Raw genomic sequence first — 16,477 nt, forward strand, 5'->3', positions numbered from 1 at the left:
GCAGGACCGCTCGGTGAGCGGCCCTGTGAAGGGGATTCAGACCTGTTCAGCCGGAGGACCGCGCCACGACAGCACGTCCAGGAGGACGATCGCGGTCGGCACGAGCGAGGGCGTGGCGACGACCAGGGGAGCGGTGGCGGGCAGGACGGCGAGCCTGCGGGGGAGTGCCGCCGTGACGGCACGGGCGAGCGCGAGCACGGACCGTTCGGCGACGGCGAGCACGAAGACCGTGAGCGCGGTCGCGACGACGTGCGAGGCGATCATGCGCGCCGGCTCGGCGTCGTGCGTGTGCCGGAACGCGGCGAGCGACACCAGGACGTGCATCGCGAGCTGCCCGCCGCCGATCAGCAGGAGCAGCCGCTGCCAGGTGAGCTCGTGCCGGGCGAACCCGGTCGTCGCCCACGAGAGCAGCGCGACCAGCGAGAACACCAGTCCGGCGTCGGGTAGTCGACCGTCCGCGCTGGAGTGCGCGAGCACCGCGAGCGAGCCGTTGACGATGCCGACGGCAGCACAGCGCGCACGGCGCAGTGGAGCGGTCGGCAGGGGCATGACCAGGAGCTTAACCTCAGAATCGGCCGAAATTACCGCTACGCAAGTGGAGTGGAATTGGTTCAATGCGGCGGTGATTTCCTACAGCACCGACCTCAGCGGCCTCGCCGAGGCCGATCTCGCCGGTTTCTTCGTCGGCTGGCCCACACCGCCGACGCCCGCCCAGCACCTCGCCGTGCTGCGTGGGAGCTACCGCGCGGTGATCGCGCGTTCGGGCAGTGACGTCGTCGGGTTCGTGAACATGATCAGCGACGGCGTGCTGACCGCGTTCGTCCCGTGGCTGGAGGTGCTGCCGGCCCATCAGGGGCAGGGCATCGGCACGGAGCTGATGCGGCGGATCGTGGCCGAGGCGGCGCACCTGTACTCGGTGGACCTCGTGTGCGACGACGCGCTGCGGCCGTACTACGAGCGTCTGGGCATGGTCGCGCTGACCGGGATGGGCCTGCGCAACCGCGCCGCCCTCTAGATCCCTTCCAGGTCCAGCGTCTGCTGGTGCGGCCCGCCGGTGAACGAACTGGTGAGCAACCCGGCACTGCGGCACCGCCCGCACGTCACCGGGGACGTCGTGGCCTTGAAGCGGGTGAAGTCCCAGCTGCCCGTGCCGACGTGGCAGCCGGGGCCGGGCACCTCCAGGCCGAGCCAGCCCTGCAACCGGACGGCGTGCACGACGTCGGACCCGTCGAGGTACCCGTTGAGCCGCCCCGCGAACCGGTTGCGCGCCTCCGCCGCCGGCGCGCCGAGTGCCTCCTGCAAAGCCGAAATGCCGTTCATGAACCCGATTCAACCTCACCCGGCCGTGTCGAGCCGGGCACCACGCCGCTCCAGCACGGTGAGGCTCCGGGCACACCACCGCACGTTGTCCCGCTCGAACGACAAGCCGCGCAACAACGTCAGGTACGGCCCGACCCGTTCGGCGGTGGCCAGGAAGTCCTCCTCCGTGTGATCACCCAGCAGCTTGGCCCGCAGCCGTTCGTACCGCGCGATCTTCGCCTCGGCCCACTGCTTGCGCTCGCGGATCGACGCCTTGACCGCCTCGACGTCACCGGAGTCCGCCGCCAGCACGGCCACCAGCAGCTCGTCCCGGATCGCGGTGGGCTTGTGCGGCGAGGCCGTGAACCTCGTCAGCTCCTCGCGTCCCCGCTCCGTCAGCGAGAACAGGCGCTTGGTCGGCCGCCGCTCCTGCTCGACCGTGCGGGCGGCGATCAGCCCGTCCGCCTCCATCCGGTCGAGCTCCCGGTAGAGCTGCTGCGGCGTGCAGATCCAGAAGTTCGCCACGGACGCGTCGAACGCCTTGGCGAGGTCGTACCCGGACGACTCCCCGTCGAGCAGAGCGGCCATCACGGCGTTGCGCAGCGACATAGCAGCAGGTTACGGTGCATCGACCTAGTCAACAAGTTGAGTATTAGGAGTGGGCTGTGCACGCATTCCGCAAGGCAGTCGAGGCAGGGGACACCGACGCCATGGCGGCGTGCCTGGCCGACAACGTCGTGTTCACCAGCCCCGTGGCGTTCGCGCCGTACCCCGGCAAGCCGATCACCGCGGCGATCCTGCGCGGCGTGATGCGGGTGTTCGAGAACTTCCGCTACGAGCGCGAGATCGCCGACGGCCGGAACCTGGCGCTGGTGTTCCGGACCGAGGTGAACGGCAAGGAGATCCAGGGCTGCGACTTCCTGCACCTCGACGAGAACGGGCTGATCGACGAGTTCACCGTCATGGTGCGCCCGTTGAGCGGCGCCCAGGCGTTGTCCGAGGCCATGGCCGCCCAGTTCGAGCAGATCAAGGCCGAGGCGCTAGAAGCGTTCAACTCCTAACGCGGTCAGCGCCAGGTCGAGGTTGCTCAACCCCTGCAGGTTCCGGCCTGTCTGCGCGTGCAACTCGACGATCGCCACGTTGCGCTGGTCGTCCGCCGACATGGTCTTCAACGCCGCGTCGTCGCGGATCCCGGTCTCCCGCAGGAACACCATGACCGCGCCGGCGCCGGCCAGGTCCGCGTCGTTGTAGGCCTGGTAGTCGTTCTGGTTGCTGAGAGACGTCATCACGACGATCAGCGTGTTGCGCATGTCGTCGCGGGACATGGTGTTGAGCTGGTGCTGGGTGCGGAACCGGCCGGCGAGCAGCACACCGCGCCCGTAGAACGACGTCGCGCCCGGACGTCTGCCGCGGGTGGCGAGGTCGCTGCCCAGCGCGATCTGGGACAGCTGCAGGTTCGTGAAGCCCTGCAACGCCTGTCCCGCACCGGTCTGCGCGTGCAGCTCGACGATCGCCACGTTGCGCTGGTCGTCGGACGTCATGGTCTTGAGCGCGGCGTCGTCGCGCAGTCCGTTGCGGCGCAGGAAGACCATGACCGCGCCCATGCCCGCCAAGGTGTCGTTGTCGTAGCGCTGGTAGTCGTTCTGCTTGCTCAGCGACGTCATGACGACGATCAGCGTGTTGCGCATGTCGTCGCGGGTCATGGTGTTGAGCTGGTGCTGGGTGCGGAACCCGCCCGCCAGCAGGACTCCGCGGATCGGGAACGAGACCACCGACTCCGCGCGGACCTCGACGTCCGCGAAGTCCTCGCTCACCGCGTCGAACCGCAACGCGAAGTTGCCCGCGGGGCAGGCCCACTCGGTGTTCCTCAGGTCGGCCACGCCGTCGTACCGCACCCGGCCGTCGGGGTTCAGCGAGTGCACGACCAGGCCCTCGACGCCGATGCCCTGGTCGTAGGCCCCGGTCGCGGCGCGGCGGAACTCCACGAGGAACGTCCGCCCGTCGCGCCGCTGGGACGGCACGGCGAGCAGCACCGGCTTGCCGGAACCGGGTGAGACGTAGTCGGGCTTGTACAACCGCGTCTTCGCGGGCAGGCCGCGGACGTGCACCACCGACGAGCTGTCGCGGAACCGCGGGTCGCCGTAGATGTGCGCGCTCGGCACCAGCGGCCCGACGATGCGGTTCGCCGGCACGCCCACGTGCGGCGACTGCATGTTCGGTCCACCGTCCGGCAACGCCGCCACGGGCGTGCGGATCCAGCTCTGGTCGCCCGGCGCCGTCGGGCCGTAGCCGCGCGAGCTCATCGCCGAGTACGGCGAGGCGTACTCCCGGCCGGCGGAGTCGATCTCGTGCCGGAGTCCGAAGCCGTGCCCGAGCTCCTGGCACGCCGCGTCGAACGGCGTGATCGAGTCGACCACGGTCACCCGGATGCTCTTCTGCTGTCCGTCCGGGCCCGGCACCGACACCTCACCACCGCCCCACCAGCCGGTCGGCCGGGCGAGCCAGATCAGCAGGACGTCCGTGTGCGCCCAGTCGACCGTGGCGGCGGCCTTCACCACGGCCTCGTGCAACTCGGCGCGCTTCTGGTTGTCGGACACCGGAATCGGGTTGGGAATCTCCACCGGGTCGTACACCCGGCTGCTCACGTCGAACAGGCCGCGCGAGCACCGCCACCAGAAGTCCCCCAGGCCGTGGTCGATGCCGGGCCTCATCCAGTTCTCGAACTGTTCGCGCGACCACACGCTGTCCGTGGCCGCGTACCGCACCGGAACGACTGCGATCATCGTCGCCTCCTCTGTGCCGCCTGAGTGGACACAGAGGAACTCGGTCGCCGCCGGAGAACGTTACGCGGCTCTTTCGCACACGCTCACGTGCCGCGTGCTGTCCGGGGCGAACTCGACGCCGTCCACCTCGGCACCGGATTCCTCGAGGGGCAACACGATGCGGCCGGTGCCGATCGCGAACTCCAGAGCGCTCCCGCCGAATCCCGCGAGGAAGCGTGCCGCTCTCGTCGTCGCGGGGTGAGTTGTCGTAGTTCTTCGCTGGTTCAGGGCCGAAGCTCGGGTCGAATCCCTTCACCCGACCCACGCCGACCCGCGTGGCCACCGAGTTCCTCCCGCAGCAGGGCGAGGTCGTGCAGGTCCCGCTCGCGCGGCTGGTAGCCCTGGTGGAAGTGCCATTGCTGCTCGGCCGAGAGACAGCGCACGGTCGTGCCGAGGATCGTGCCGGTGACGAAGCACGAGGCCGGATACCGGAACGGCTCGCCGGGCGTGAACGAGGACTGCTCGGCGCTGCCGTCCGGCGCGAACCGCAAGGGGTGCAGGTCGATCTCGCGTCCTCGAGGATCGGTGAGCACGAACCGCACCGGCCGCCACGACAACGTTTCCGCGAAGCTCAGCGCGGCGAGCGCGCCGAGGACCCGGGGTTCCTGCTCCTCGCGGTGCATGAGGTCGAGGTCGCCGTGCGGGCGCGTCTGCTCACCCGCCAGGGCGTCGACACCCCAGCCACCGCCCACGCAGACGTCGAACTCCCGCAACGCGGCCAAGATCTCCAGCACGTCCTCACCGGTCACGTGCCACATCGTGCAACCGCGCCCGAAACGCCGCCACCGCATTTCGCGCGTTGCTGCTAGTTTGGGGATCGTGCCGGACTTCAAGCTGCCGCTCTACGGCGCCGACACCGAACGCGGCGACCTCGCTCCCTGAGTCGTCCCGTTCTTCCGCCACTCCCTCTCACCTTCACCTCGCACGGGGAGCTTTGCCATGCGTTCGTTCGTCCACGCTCTGCCCAAGGTCGAGTTGCACGTCCACCTCGTCGGGTCGGCCGGTCTCGACACCGTCCTGGAACTCGCCCGGCGCCATCCCGAGGCCGGCGTCCCCACCGACCGCGCCGAACTGGAACGCTTCTACACGTTCCGCGACTTCGACCACTTCCTGAAGGTCTACTGGGCGGTCCAGTCGATGCTGAAGGACCGCGCCGACATCCACGCCCTCGTCGTCGGCCTGGCCCGCGAACTCGCGCGGCAGAACGTCAGGTACGCCGAGGTCACCGTGACGCCGTACAACCACCTGACGGACGGCATGGCGGGCGACGAACTCCTCGCGGGGCTCGAGTCCGGTCGTGCGGCGGCCTCGGCGCTGGGCGTCGATCTGGCCTGGTGCTTCGACATCCCCGGGGAGAAGGGCCTGGTCGCCGCGCGGGAGACGCTGGCGTTCGCGCTGTCCGAACGGCCCGGCGGCCTGGTGTCCTTCGGGCTCGGCGGCCCGGAGGAGGGTGTCGGCCGCGCCCAGTTCGCGCCGTTGTTCGACGCGGCGAGGGAGGCGGGCCTGCACAGCGTGCCGCACGCGGGGGAGACCACCGGTCCGGAGACCGTCTGGTCCGCCGTGCGCGACCTGCGCGCCGAGCGCGTCGGCCACGGCACGAGCTGCCACCAGGACCCCGCGTTGCTGGAACACCTGGCGCTGAAGGGGATCGTGCTGGAGGTGTGCCCGACCTCCAACGTCCGCACACGGCAGGTGGAATCGATCGAGGCGCATCCCGTGCGGCAGATGCTCGACGCCGGCGTGGTGGTCACGCTGAACACCGACGACCCGCCGTTCTTCGGTGCGACGCTGGAAGGCGAGTACCTGGCGGTGGCGTCCGCGCTCGGGCTCGGCCGCGGGGAGGTCGCGAAGCTGGCGGAGAACGCCGTGCTGGCGGCGTTCCTGCCCAGCACCCGCAAAACGGTGCTGCTGCGGGAGATCGCGGATGTGCTGGCCTCCCACAGCTGACGACCCTTCCTGGAAAGCGCTGTCCACCTTCGGCCGGCCGCATCTCGATTGGCGGCGGCCGTCGTGGTGGTTCGGGCACCATGGGGCAGGACGACATCGACAACGGGGGTCCTGTGAAAAGAACGATTGCCTTGCTCACAGCTGTTCTGGCTGCTCTGGGGACCGCTCCTGCTGCCAACGCGGCGTACTCCACCTCGCTCGTGGTGCTCGGCGACTCGTACGCCTCCGGCACCGGGGCGGGGTCGTACCAGGACGGAACCGCCGGCAACTGCTGGCGCAGCGCCCACTCCTACGGCGAGCAGGTGGCGAACCGGCTGCGCGAGGCGGGCAGGCTAGGCTCGTTCACGAACGTGAGCTGCAGCGGTGCCGCCACCGCGGACTTCTCGCGGCCCTTCAAGGACCGTCCGGCCCAGTTGGACGCTCTGCGGGGCGACACCGGCCTGGTGCTGCTCACCGTGGGCACCAACGACATCGACTACGCGACGTACGGCGGTATCTGCGTCCAGGCCGACTGCACGGGAGCTCCGACCGAGGCGATTCTGGCGAAGCTGCCCCAGATGGGTGGCAACGTCACCGCATTGCTCGCCGAGATCGGCAAGCGCAGCCCGCACGCGCGGGTCGTCGTCGTGGGATACGGCCGTCAGGTGTCCACTTCGGACAATCCTCCCGGTGCCGTGCTCGACCCGATCTGCGGCGAGGGCGTCCTCACCACCGCGGAACGCAGTGAGGGCAACAAGGTGGCCGACGGCATCGACGCCACCCTCCGCTCCGCCGTGACCAAGGCGGCTCGCAAGGGTGTCAAGGTGACGTTCGCCAGCCCGTTCTCCCGTCCTGGGACTTTCGAAGGCCACGCGTTGTGCGAGTCGGGCACCCCGTTCCTGCGCGGGTTCGACGCGCTGGCGCCGGGCCAGGAGGGGCCGGAGGCCGTGTTCCACCCGAACCAGCAGGGGCAGACGGCGCTGGCCTCGCTCGTCCGGGTGTAACTGCATCGGGAGGCGGAGCGCTCCACGGGGCGTTCCGCCCACCTGAACCAGCGGAACCGATCGTTTGGCCGGTGGACATTCCCGGCACGGACGAGGATCGTGCAGCACGTGGAGCAGGTCGTCGAGGCGACGGAGTTGGACGCGGTGCACGAGGCGCTCAACGCGACTTATGGCCGGATGCGCCTCAAGTCCGGTGTCGAGAATCCGCACATGTGGATGTCCTCGCAGGTGAACGGGCCGATCCGGTTCGGTGAACTGCGCGGGCGCGTCGGCATCGAGGTCATCGTGGATCCGATGCACAACTACGTGTTCGGGCACGCCGGTGCCGGGAAGGTCTACTACGGGTCTGGCGGGGAAGACCGCTTCTGGCTGCCGGGAGAGGTGTTCCTGTGCGCCCCGCCCGAAAGCTCGTTCGTCGGCGCGATCCTCGACCCGAGGCTGTCGACCGTCACGCTGCCCCAGTCGGTGCTCGACGAGGTGGCCGACGGTGCCCGGTTCACCGGGTTCCGGCCCGTCTCCTCCCCGGCCGCGGCGACGTGGTGGTCGACGTGCGTGCACCTGCGCGACGAGGTGCTCCCGCGCTTCGAGGACAACCCGCTGGTGACGGCGAACGCGACCCACCTGCTCGTGGCGGTCACCCTCGCCACGTTCCCGAACACCACGTCCGCCGCGCCGACACCGGCCGACCGCCGTGACGCACACCCGAAAAGCCTGCGTCGTGCGGTCATGTTCATCGAGAACAACGCCACGACAGACCTCTCCGCCGCCGACATCGCGCGCGCCGCACGAGTGTCCATCCGTGCGTTGCAACTCGCTTTCCGCCAGCACCTGGACACCACGCCGATGGCGTACCTCAGGCGTGTGCGCCTCTCGTGCGCCCATGACGATCTGAGGGCCGGTGATGGTTCGGTCACCGAGATCGCGGCCCGGTGGGGTTACGCCCGCCCGAGCGTCTTCGCGGCCCACTACCGCGCCGCCTACGACGTCTCGCCGTCGACGACCCTGCGGTCGGGCTGAGGCACTTCGTTTTTCGGGCCACCGCTTCGTTTCCGCTGCTATCGCGTGCCCGCGCGGTGCGGTGAAGTGGTTCATGACCACCTGTGAGTCCAGCCCGTTCGCCGTGCGGACGCAACGCTCCGGTACCCGGTTCGTGGTCACCTGCCAAGGCGAGATGGACATGACGACCTGCGAGGTGTTCTTCGCCGCCGTTCTGCCCGGCACCACCGACACGACCGTCGACCGCGTCTCGGTCGACCTGGCCGAGGTGACGTTCCTGTCCGCGGGCGGCCTGCGCACCCTGCTGCTCCTGCTGTGCGCGGCGCACCACAACGGCAAGTCGTTCTCCGTGCACGACCCCCAGCCGCAGGTCCGCCGGGTGCTCGACCTGTTCGGCTTCACCACCTTCAAAGCGGGCCTTGTGTGGGAGACAGCTATGTCGCCAGGAAGCCGTCGCAACTAGCTTGACCAGCTATGTTGCTCCCGCTGGTCCTGGTGTTGGCGCTGACCCCGCAGACGTCCGCGATGACGGTCCCCGGCGCCGAACACCAGCAACTCGCCCGCCTCGCCGACCTCACCACGACCGGCCTCGTCACCACCGGCCACACCGACCCGGCCGACTGGGCGGGCCTCACGAGCACCGCCCTGCCCGTCCCCGGCGCCGTGCCGGGCATCCAGATCGACGGCTACTTCCCGGACACCTCGCGCACCAACACGAACCACGGCTGGCACGACTCCCAGTTCGTGGTCAGACTGCCCGACCGCTGGAACGGCGGCCTCGTGGTCACCGGCTCCCCGGGCGTCCGCGAGCAGTACGCCAACGACCGGGCGATCTCCGACTGGGTCCTGTCCCGCGGCTACGCCTTCGCCGCCACGGACAAGGGCAACACCGGAGCCCGGTTCTACCGCGACGGCCGGGCGATGGAGGAGTGGAACCACCGCTTCACCCAACTCACGATCGCGGCGAAGTCCGTTGTCTCCCAACGCTACGGCCGAACCCCGCGCAGAACCATCGCCACCGGCATCTCCAACGGCGGCTACCTAGTCCGCTGGCAGTTGGAGAACCGCGCCCACCTCTACGACGGTGGTGTCGACTGGGAGGGGACACTGTGGACATCGGGTGGGCCGAACCCCCTGACGTTCCTGCCACCCGTCCTGCGCGCCTACCCGGCCTACGTGGCGGGTGCGCCGGGCGCCCACGAGGCGATGGTCGCGGCGGGCTTTCCGGCCGGCACGGAATTCCTGTGGGACTACCACTACCGGTACTACTGGGACCTGACGCAGCGCATCTACCGCGAGGAGTTCGATCCTCGGTTCGACGGGGACCTGGAGGCGGGGGTGCCGTTCTGTGCTTCAGGGACGCCGTTGTGCGATGCGGACTACTCGTACGTGGAGCGGCGGCGGATTGCCGGGCCGTCGGTGTCGCGGGTTGCGTTGACCGGGAAGGTGAAGCGGCCTTTGCTCACCGTGCACGGGACGTACGACGTGTTGTTGCCGATCTCGCAGGACTCTGATGTGTACGCGGGGATGACGCCTGACCGGTTGCACCGGTACTACCGGGTGGAACAGGGCACGCACGTTGATGGGCTGGTGGATGCCCATCCGGATCGGTTGCGGCCGTTGGCGCCCTGTCATCGGGCGGCGTTCGTGGCTTTGGAGCGGTGGCTGGGCGGGGTGCAGCCACCTCGGTCGGCGACGCTGGGGCGGCCGGCGGATGTGTCGACCTGCCCGTTGTCGTGAAGGCCGCATGATCTGACGTGACAGGTGGCCCGCGCGGTGCGCGAGCGTGCTCCGCCGCGCGGAAACCCCAGCGCGCGGCGTGGCGGATCGTGATCCAATCGGGGGCGTGGCCACCATCGAGTACGTCCTCGGCGACATCACCGAGCAGGAAGTCGACGTGATCGTGAACGCCGCCAACTCCTCCCTCCTGGGCGGCGGGGGAGTGGACGGCGCGATCCACCGCAAGGGCGGTCCGGAGATCCTCGCCGACTGCCGCAAGCTCCGCGCGGGCCACTACGGCGGCGGTCTCGAGACAGGCCAGGCCGTCGCCACCACCGCCGGCAAGTTGAAGGCGCGCTGGGTCGTGCACACCGTCGGCCCGGTGTGGTCGGCCACCGAGGACCGCTCCCACCTGCTCACCGCGTGCCACCACAACGCCCTGAAAGCAGCGGCCGACCTCCAAGCGAGCACCATCGCGTTCCCCGCGATCTCCACCGGCATCTACCGCTGGCCCGTCGAGGACGCCGCCCGCATCGCCCGAGCCGCGACCGAGGACTCCGGCCTGGACCTGATCAGGTTCGTCCTCTACGACCAGCGCACCTACGACGCCTTCGCGCGCCGCCCGTAGTCCGCGATCTCCATGGCCCACCGGTAAACCTCGGCGAGATCCCCCAGCGTCGCGGGCAGCGAGGCCGGCACCAGCTTGCCGTTCAACGCGCTGAGCAGGTCGTACAGCCCGAGATCCGTCCAGTCCCACAACATGCTGTCGAAGTTGTAGGCGTGCATCAGCGGCGTGAGCCGAGTGCGGATCGAGTCGATCGAAGCCTGCGACAGTCCGACACCGTGCAGGCGGGCGTTGGTCGCGGCCTTCTGCGAGTCCGTGAACTCGGTGTCCAGGAACGGCTCGAACAGGTTCCCCCACACGTCGAACCGCACGACGTCCGCGATCCCGTGACGCCGGCAGAACTCGACGAGCCCCGGCTTGTCGTCCCAGGACAGGAACAACGTCTCACCGGTCACCGTGCGGATCTCGGGTTGCAGGGTCGTCGACACGTCCCGCACGTCAACGGCGGACAACAGGCCATGCGGGTGCACGCTGGCCCACGGGAACTCGTAGGCCGTGAAGACGATGTGGTCGGGGCCGAACGTCACCGTCATCGGGCCACGGTACTTTCCCTGACCTGCAAGGAGAACGGCGTCTCGACGTTCTCGAGGGAGTCGCTGGACTCGACGCGGCGGTGCAGCAGGTCCACGGCGGCCTGGGCGATGGCGGCCTTGTCCGGGGCGATGGAGGTCAGGGAGGGCGAGCTGTAGACGCTTTCCTCGTTGTTGTCGAAGCCCACCACGGCCAGGTCGGACGGGACGCGCACGAAGCGTTCGGCCGCCGCCCGCATGGCGCCGATGGCCAGCAGGTCGTTGAAGCAGAACACGGCGTCCGGCGGGTTTCGCAGGTCCAGCAACGACCTCATCGCGGCGGAGCCGTCCGCGCGGTGGTAGTTCAGCGCCGGGACGACCAACTCGTCCACGAACGGCAGGTCGGCCTCGGCCAGTGCCCGGCGGTAGCCCTCCAGGCGCAGTGCCGCCGTGCCGCGGTGGGGGTGGGCGCCGATCGCCGCGATGCGGCGGTGGCCCAGTGAGATCAGGTGGCGGACGGCGGCCTGGGCGGCGGCCACGTTGTCGATGCCGACGCGGGAGATCGGGACGTCCACGGCGTGCTCGCCCAGCAGGACGGCGGGCACCGGCAGCTGGAAGTCGTCCACCTGGAGGGCTTCCGGGCTGAGGATCGCGGCGTCGACCAGGTGCGGGCCCAGGGCGGCCAGCGCCGAGCGTTCACCGGCCAGGGTGCCGAACGTCTGCTCGATGAGCACGTTCCACTCGTGTTCCTGGGCGGCGGCGATGACGAGGCCCGCGAGTTCCGCGAAGTAGGGGATCGAGAGCTCGGGCAGGACCAGGGCGATGAAGCCCGTGCGGCCGCGGCGCAGGTTGCGGGCGCCGAGGTTCGGGCGGTAGCCGGTCGCCTCCAGCGCCTCCTCGACGCGGCGCCGGTTGTCGGGCTTCACGAACGAGTAGCCGTTGACCACGTTCGACACGGTCTTCACCGAGACGCCCGCCAGGCGGGCGACGTCCTTCAGCGTGGCCAACACAGCCTCCAGAAAAAGTACCGGGAAAAGTACCGGGACGGACCCGGTCTTTACATCGTTGGAACAACGATGCAAATCTAGCGCCTGAGAGCGCGTCCACGCATAGCCCGCCGTGTAGGAGCCAACGATGTCTCGCATGTTGCTCATCGCCGTCGCCGCCTTGCTCGTGACGGGGTGCACCAGCAGGGAAACCCCCACGACAGCCGGCAGCGAAGGCCCCGCCGCGTCCGCCGCGCAGAACCAAAGCGCAGGTCCGGGCTGTGCGCGGAGCAAGACCGGGTACCCGCAGATCGACCTCAAGGGTGCGCTGGTCGGCTTCTCCCAGTCGGAGAAGGAGGCCAACCCGTTCCGCACCGCGGAGACGCAGTCGATCCGGGACGAGGCCGCGAAGCGCGGGGCCGAGCTGCTGTACACGAACGCGCAGAGCGACCTGAACAAGCAGATCAGCGACATCAAGTCGCTGATCGACCGCGGCGCGAAGCTGCTGATCGTGGCGCCGCTCAACTCCGACGGCCTGCAGCCCGCGTTCGACGCGGCCAAGGCCAAGCAGGTGCCGGTCGTGACGATCGACCGCAAGGTCACCTCGCAGCCCTGCAGCGACTACCTGACCTTCATCGGGTCCGACTTCGTCAAGCAGGGCGAACGCGCCGCCCAGCAGATGATCAAGGCGACCGGCGGCACCGGCAAGGTCGCGATCCTGCTCGGCGCGTCGGGCAACAACGTCACGGTCGACCGCACCAAGGGCTTCAAGGACGGCATCGCGGGCACCCCGGGCCTCACCGTCGTCGCCGAGCAGACCGGTGAGTTCGACAGGTCCAAGGGCCAGGCCGTGATGGAACAGCTGATCCAGAGCAACCCGGACATCACCGCCGTCTACGCCGAGAACGACGAGATGGGCGTCGGCGCCGTCACCGCGCTCAAGGCCGCGGGCAAGCAGCCGGGCAAGGACGTCAAGGTCGTGTCCATCGACGGCACGCGCAACGCCGTGCAGCTGATCGCGGACGGCAGCTACACCGCCGTCGTCGAGTCCAACCCGCGCTTCGGCCCGCTCGCGTTCGACACGCTGGAGAAGTTCGGCAAGGGCGACGAGATCCCGAACACCATCGTGATCTCCGACGACGAGTACGACACCACGAACGCCGCGCAGAAGCTCGCCAATGCCTACTGAAATGCCTGCTGATCCGGTCATCGAGGTCGCGGGCGTCACCAAGACGTTCGCCGGCGTCCGCGCACTCGACGACGTGGACTTCACGCTCCGGCGCGGCGAGATCCACGCCCTGGTCGGGGAGAACGGTGCCGGCAAGTCGACGCTGATCAAGGTGCTGACCGGCATCCACACCCCGGATGCCGGTCGCGTCACCCGCAACGGGCACATCTCCACGATCTACCAGGAGGTGAACCTCGTCCCGTTGATGAGCGTGTCCGCGAACCTGTTCCTCGGCCGCGAGCCGCGCAACCGGTTCGGCCTGATCGACCGCGCTCGCCGAGACGCCGACGCCGCGGAGTTGTTGCGGGGCTACGGCATCACCGCGGACGTGAGCAGTCCACTCGGGACGCTCGCGGTCGGCGAGCAGCAGATGGTCGCGCTCGCCAGGGCGGTCGCGGCGGACGCGGACGTCGTGATCATGGACGAGCCCACGTCGTCGCTCGAACCGCGCGAGGTCGAGACGCTGCTCGGCGTCGTGCGGAAGCTCCACGAGGCGGGCATCGCGATCATCTACGTCAGCCACCGCATGGACGAGCTGTACCGGATCTGCGACACGGTCACGGTGCTCCGGGACGGCGTGAGCGTGCACAGTGGTCCCCTCGGGGAACTTCCGCGCATCGAGCTCGTCTCGCTGATGCTCGGCAGGTCGGTCAAGGAGATCGAGAAGCACGGCACCACGGCGTTCGGCGAGGGGCACCAGGCCGACACGCAGCCGGTGCTCGAAGCCCGCGACCTGACGAGCAAACCGCGCATCAACGGCGTGCACGTCTCGATCCGGCCCGGTGAGGTCGTCGGCCTCGCCGGCCTGCTCGGGTCGGGCCGCACCGAGACCGCGCGCGCGATCATCGGGGCGCTCCCGCTGAGCAGGGGAACGGTGCTGGTGGCGGGAAAACCGGTGCCGCACACCGTGAAGGCGTCGATGAAGGCGGGCATCAGCATGCTCGCCGAGGACCGCAAGACCGACGGGATCATCCCGAACCTGTCCGTGCGGGAGAACATCGTGCTGGCCGCGCTGCCGAGGCTCAGCCGGTTCGGCGTGACCAGCAGGTCCAGGCAGGACCGGATCGTGGACACGTTCGTCCAACGCCTGCGCATCAAGGTGTCGAGCCCCGAGCAGAAGGTCGCGGAGCTGTCCGGCGGCAACCAGCAGAAGGTGTTGCTGGCCCGGTGGTTGTGCACCGAACCCAAGATCCTGCTCCTCGACGAACCGACGCGCGGCATCGACGTCGGCGCGAAGGCCGAGGTGCAGGCGTTGATCGACGAACTCGCCCGGGAAGGCCTGGCGGTGCTGCTGATCAGCTCTGAGCTGGACGAGCTGCTCGACGGCGCGGACCGGCTCGTGGTGCTGCGCGACGGAGCGGTCGCCGGTGAACTCGAAGGAGACCAGCTCACCCGTGAACACGTGCTCGCGGCGATCGCGGCGGAGGTGAGGGATGACGCAGACGACCACGCGGCCAGCCACCAGGGCTAGCACCGCGGCCGCCCGGACGCGGTGGTTGCAGGACAACGGTGTCTACGTCGCCGTTGCCGCGCTGCTGCTGTTCAACGCCCTGTTCACGTCGAACTTCCTGACGCTGGGCAACTTCACGACCCAGCTCGTGCAGGCCGCGCCGGTGCTGATCGTCGCACTCGGCATGGCGCTCGTGATCGGCACCGAGGGCGTCGACCTGAGCGTCGGCGCGGTCATGGCGCTGGCCGCCGCGATCATCCCGCTCTACCTGGGCGCCGGCCCGCTGATGGCGATCGTGATGGCGCTCGTCGTCGGCGCGCTGGCGGGAGTGTTCAACGGCTTCCTGGTCGCCAAGGTCGGCATCCAGCCGATCGTCGCCACCCTCGCGTTGCTGGTGGGCGGGCGAGGCCTGGCGCTGGTCATCGCGGAAGGCCAGCTCGTGCAGCTGCACGACCCCGCGTTCCTCGCCCTCGGCACCGGCGACGTGCTCGGCATCCCGATCAGCGTGCTGATCGCCGGGGCGCTGGCACTCGTGATCGCCGGGCTGACGAACCGCACCACGTTCGGGCGCCAGCTCGTCGCCGTCGGCGGCAACCGCCGGGCCGCCACCCTGGCCGGACTCCCGGTCAACCGGGTGCTGGTCGGCGTCTACGCGATCTGCGGCGTGCTCGCGGCGGTCGCGGGCGTCCTGGCCACGTCCCGGCTCGCCGCCAGCGACCCGGCCGACATGGGCCTGCTCATGGAGCTGTCCGCGATCACCGCGGTCGTGGTCGGCGGGACCCCGCTCACCGGCGGCAAGGTCCGCGTCCTGGGCACGGTGTTCGGCGTGATCCTCATGCAGCTCGTCCGGGCCACCCTGATCAAGCACAACCTGCCGGACTCGATCGCGCAGATGATCCAGGCCGCGATCATCGTCGCCGCCGTGTACGTGGCACGGGAGCGCCGATGACCATCACCTCCTCCGTTCCCAAGGCGGCCGCGCGGACGAAGGTCCTGCAACGCCAGGGCGCCGCCGTCGCGCTGGTGCTGATGGTCGCGGTCTCGTGGCTGGTCTTCCCGCGCTTCGGCAGCCTCGACAACCTGCGCGACCTGGCCCTGCAGGGCTCGTTCCTCGTGGTGATCGCGATCGGCATGACGTTCGTGATCATCACGGGCGGCATCGACCTGTCCGTCGGGTCGCTCTACGCCCTCGGCGGTGTGCTCGCGGCCTGGGGTTCGCAGTACGGGTTCCTGGCGGCGCTGGCACTTCCGCTCGTCGTCTGCGGGGTGATCGGCCTGATCAACGGCTTGCTGATCGCCCGCACGAACATGGCACCGTTCATCGTCACGCTGGCGTCGCTGCTGTTCGCCCGCGGACTGCTGCTGGCGATCACCGACGAGGGCGCGAACACCTACAAGATCGCGAGCGACAGCGCGTTCGCCGAACTGGGCCGCGGCACGGTGTCCGGCTTCGGTTACCCGATCTTCGTCGCGGCCGTGCTCGCCGTGCTGGGCGGCATGGTCCTCAACCGCACCAGCTTCGGCCAGAACGTGTTCGCCACCGGCGGTGCCGAGCAGTCGGCGGTCCTCCTGGGCGTCCCCGTCGCGAAGACCAAGGTCCTCGTCTACACGATGAGCGGCACGCTGGCGGGTCTCGCCGGCGCCCTGACCGCCGCCTATCTGCAGTCGGGCGTCACGGTCATCGGCGTCGGGCTGGAACTGGACGCCATCGCGGTCGTCGTCATCGGCGGAACCCTGCTGACCGGTGGCATGGGCACGATCCTCGGCACCGTGATCGGCGTCGGCCTGATCAAGGTCATCCAGAACGTCATCAACCAGATCGGCACGCTCGACAGCAACTACCAGTCAGTGGTCAGCGGCGCCTTCTTGCTCGTCGTCGTTGTCCTACAAAGGATATTGCGAAGATAGGAGTG

19 protein-coding genes are annotated in these 16,477 nt (G+C 69.3%); 12 read left to right on the forward strand and 7 right to left on the reverse strand.

What is annotated here, in order from left to right; translation table 11 throughout:
• Positions 1 to 36: 36 nt before the first annotated feature.
• Positions 37 to 549 (reverse strand): hypothetical protein, encoded by a 513-nt coding sequence (locus PV646_RS28300; protein WP_500345316.1) that lies wholly within the window; start codon positions 547 to 549, stop codon positions 37 to 39.
• A 73-nt stretch (positions 550 to 622) separates the two neighbouring features.
• Here PV646_RS28300 and PV646_RS28305 point away from each other — a divergent pair, with 73 nt between their 5' ends.
• Positions 623 to 1,015, forward strand: coding sequence for a GNAT family N-acetyltransferase (locus PV646_RS28305; RefSeq protein WP_500345317.1), 393 nt, complete (start codon positions 623 to 625; stop codon positions 1,013 to 1,015).
• On the opposite strand, the gene PV646_RS28310 is transcribed toward PV646_RS28305, so the two are convergent.
• Together PV646_RS28310 and PV646_RS28315 are read right to left on the reverse strand one after the other, a co-directional pair.
• On the reverse strand, positions 1,012 to 1,320 hold the full coding sequence (locus PV646_RS28310; RefSeq protein WP_500345318.1) for a hypothetical protein: 309 nt from the start codon (positions 1,318 to 1,320) through the stop codon (positions 1,012 to 1,014). The genes PV646_RS28305 and PV646_RS28310 overlap by 4 nt on opposite strands.
• Before the next feature lie 15 nt (positions 1,321 to 1,335).
• The gene (locus PV646_RS28315) at positions 1,336 to 1,908 is read right to left on the reverse strand and encodes a PadR family transcriptional regulator (RefSeq protein WP_500345319.1); all 573 of its coding nucleotides are present in this window, start codon (positions 1,906 to 1,908) and stop codon (positions 1,336 to 1,338) included.
• 56 nt (positions 1,909 to 1,964) lie between these two features.
• Here PV646_RS28315 and PV646_RS28320 point away from each other — a divergent pair, with 56 nt between their 5' ends.
• Entirely contained in the window at positions 1,965 to 2,360 is a 396-nt protein-coding gene (locus PV646_RS28320; RefSeq protein ID WP_500345320.1) for a nuclear transport factor 2 family protein, read from the forward strand.
• Here the strand turns inward: PV646_RS28320 and PV646_RS28325 are convergent.
• Together PV646_RS28325 and PV646_RS28330 are read right to left on the reverse strand one after the other, a co-directional pair.
• A complete protein-coding gene (locus tag PV646_RS28325; RefSeq protein ID WP_500345321.1) occupies positions 2,340 to 4,082 on the reverse strand; it encodes a hypothetical protein in 1,743 nt (580 codons plus the stop codon). The two genes, PV646_RS28320 and PV646_RS28325, sit on opposite strands and share 21 nt — an antisense overlap.
• Before the next feature lie 263 nt (positions 4,083 to 4,345).
• The gene (locus PV646_RS28330; RefSeq protein ID WP_500345322.1) at positions 4,346 to 4,870 is read right to left on the reverse strand and encodes a nucleotidyltransferase domain-containing protein; all 525 of its coding nucleotides are present in this window, start codon (positions 4,868 to 4,870) and stop codon (positions 4,346 to 4,348) included.
• Positions 4,871 to 5,060: 190 nt separating this feature from the next.
• On the opposite strand from PV646_RS28330, the gene add reads away from it, so the two are divergent.
• From add to PV646_RS28360, 6 genes are all read left to right on the forward strand, one after another.
• Positions 5,061 to 6,068: an adenosine deaminase gene (gene add, locus PV646_RS28335; RefSeq protein ID WP_500345323.1), complete on the forward strand. Its 1,008-nt coding sequence runs from the start codon at positions 5,061 to 5,063 to the stop codon at positions 6,066 to 6,068.
• A 131-nt stretch (positions 6,069 to 6,199) separates the two neighbouring features.
• Positions 6,200 to 7,051: an SGNH/GDSL hydrolase family protein gene (locus tag PV646_RS28340; protein WP_500345324.1), complete on the forward strand. Its 852-nt coding sequence runs from the start codon at positions 6,200 to 6,202 to the stop codon at positions 7,049 to 7,051.
• A gap of 99 nt (positions 7,052 to 7,150) precedes the next feature.
• The gene (locus PV646_RS28345) at positions 7,151 to 8,068 is read left to right on the forward strand and encodes a helix-turn-helix transcriptional regulator (protein WP_500345325.1); all 918 of its coding nucleotides are present in this window, start codon (positions 7,151 to 7,153) and stop codon (positions 8,066 to 8,068) included.
• Between the two features lie 73 nt (positions 8,069 to 8,141).
• Positions 8,142 to 8,510 (forward strand): STAS domain-containing protein, encoded by a 369-nt coding sequence (locus PV646_RS28350; RefSeq protein ID WP_500345326.1) that lies wholly within the window; start codon positions 8,142 to 8,144, stop codon positions 8,508 to 8,510.
• An 11-nt stretch (positions 8,511 to 8,521) separates the two neighbouring features.
• Positions 8,522 to 9,787: a tannase/feruloyl esterase family alpha/beta hydrolase gene (locus tag PV646_RS28355; RefSeq protein ID WP_500345327.1), complete on the forward strand. Its 1,266-nt coding sequence runs from the start codon at positions 8,522 to 8,524 to the stop codon at positions 9,785 to 9,787.
• A gap of 106 nt (positions 9,788 to 9,893) precedes the next feature.
• Positions 9,894 to 10,394, forward strand: coding sequence for an O-acetyl-ADP-ribose deacetylase (locus PV646_RS28360; protein ID WP_500345328.1), 501 nt, complete (start codon positions 9,894 to 9,896; stop codon positions 10,392 to 10,394).
• On the opposite strand, the gene PV646_RS28365 is transcribed toward PV646_RS28360, so the two are convergent.
• The gene (locus tag PV646_RS28365) at positions 10,367 to 10,924 is read right to left on the reverse strand and encodes a hypothetical protein (RefSeq protein ID WP_500345329.1); all 558 of its coding nucleotides are present in this window, start codon (positions 10,922 to 10,924) and stop codon (positions 10,367 to 10,369) included. The two genes, PV646_RS28360 and PV646_RS28365, sit on opposite strands and share 28 nt — an antisense overlap.
• Positions 10,921 to 11,910 (reverse strand): LacI family DNA-binding transcriptional regulator, encoded by a 990-nt coding sequence (locus tag PV646_RS28370; protein WP_500345330.1) that lies wholly within the window; start codon positions 11,908 to 11,910, stop codon positions 10,921 to 10,923. Before PV646_RS28370 ends, PV646_RS28365 begins: the two co-directional genes overlap by 4 nt.
• Positions 11,911 to 12,034: 124 nt before the next feature.
• On the opposite strand from PV646_RS28370, the gene PV646_RS28375 reads away from it, so the two are divergent.
• The 4 genes from PV646_RS28375 to PV646_RS28390 are packed head-to-tail and all read left to right on the forward strand — an operon-like array spanning position 12,035 to position 16,472.
• A complete protein-coding gene (locus PV646_RS28375; protein WP_500345331.1) occupies positions 12,035 to 13,075 on the forward strand; it encodes an ABC transporter substrate-binding protein in 1,041 nt (346 codons plus the stop codon).
• A 1-nt stretch (position 13,076) separates the two neighbouring features.
• A complete protein-coding gene (locus PV646_RS28380; RefSeq protein WP_500345332.1) occupies positions 13,077 to 14,585 on the forward strand; it encodes a sugar ABC transporter ATP-binding protein in 1,509 nt (502 codons plus the stop codon).
• Complete coding sequence (locus PV646_RS28385) at positions 14,548 to 15,513, forward strand: ABC transporter permease (RefSeq protein ID WP_500345333.1); 966 nt, start codon at positions 14,548 to 14,550, stop codon at positions 15,511 to 15,513. The genes PV646_RS28380 and PV646_RS28385 overlap by 38 nt, the downstream gene beginning before the upstream one ends.
• The gene (locus tag PV646_RS28390) at positions 15,510 to 16,472 is read left to right on the forward strand and encodes an ABC transporter permease (RefSeq protein WP_500345334.1); all 963 of its coding nucleotides are present in this window, start codon (positions 15,510 to 15,512) and stop codon (positions 16,470 to 16,472) included. The genes PV646_RS28385 and PV646_RS28390 overlap by 4 nt, the downstream gene beginning before the upstream one ends.
• The last annotated feature ends 5 nt before the right edge of the window (positions 16,473 to 16,477 follow it).

Origin of the sequence: Streptomyces sp. ID05-26A, from assembly GCF_033794685.1 — a bacterium.
Lineage (GTDB): Bacteria > Actinomycetota > Actinomycetes > Mycobacteriales > Pseudonocardiaceae > Lentzea.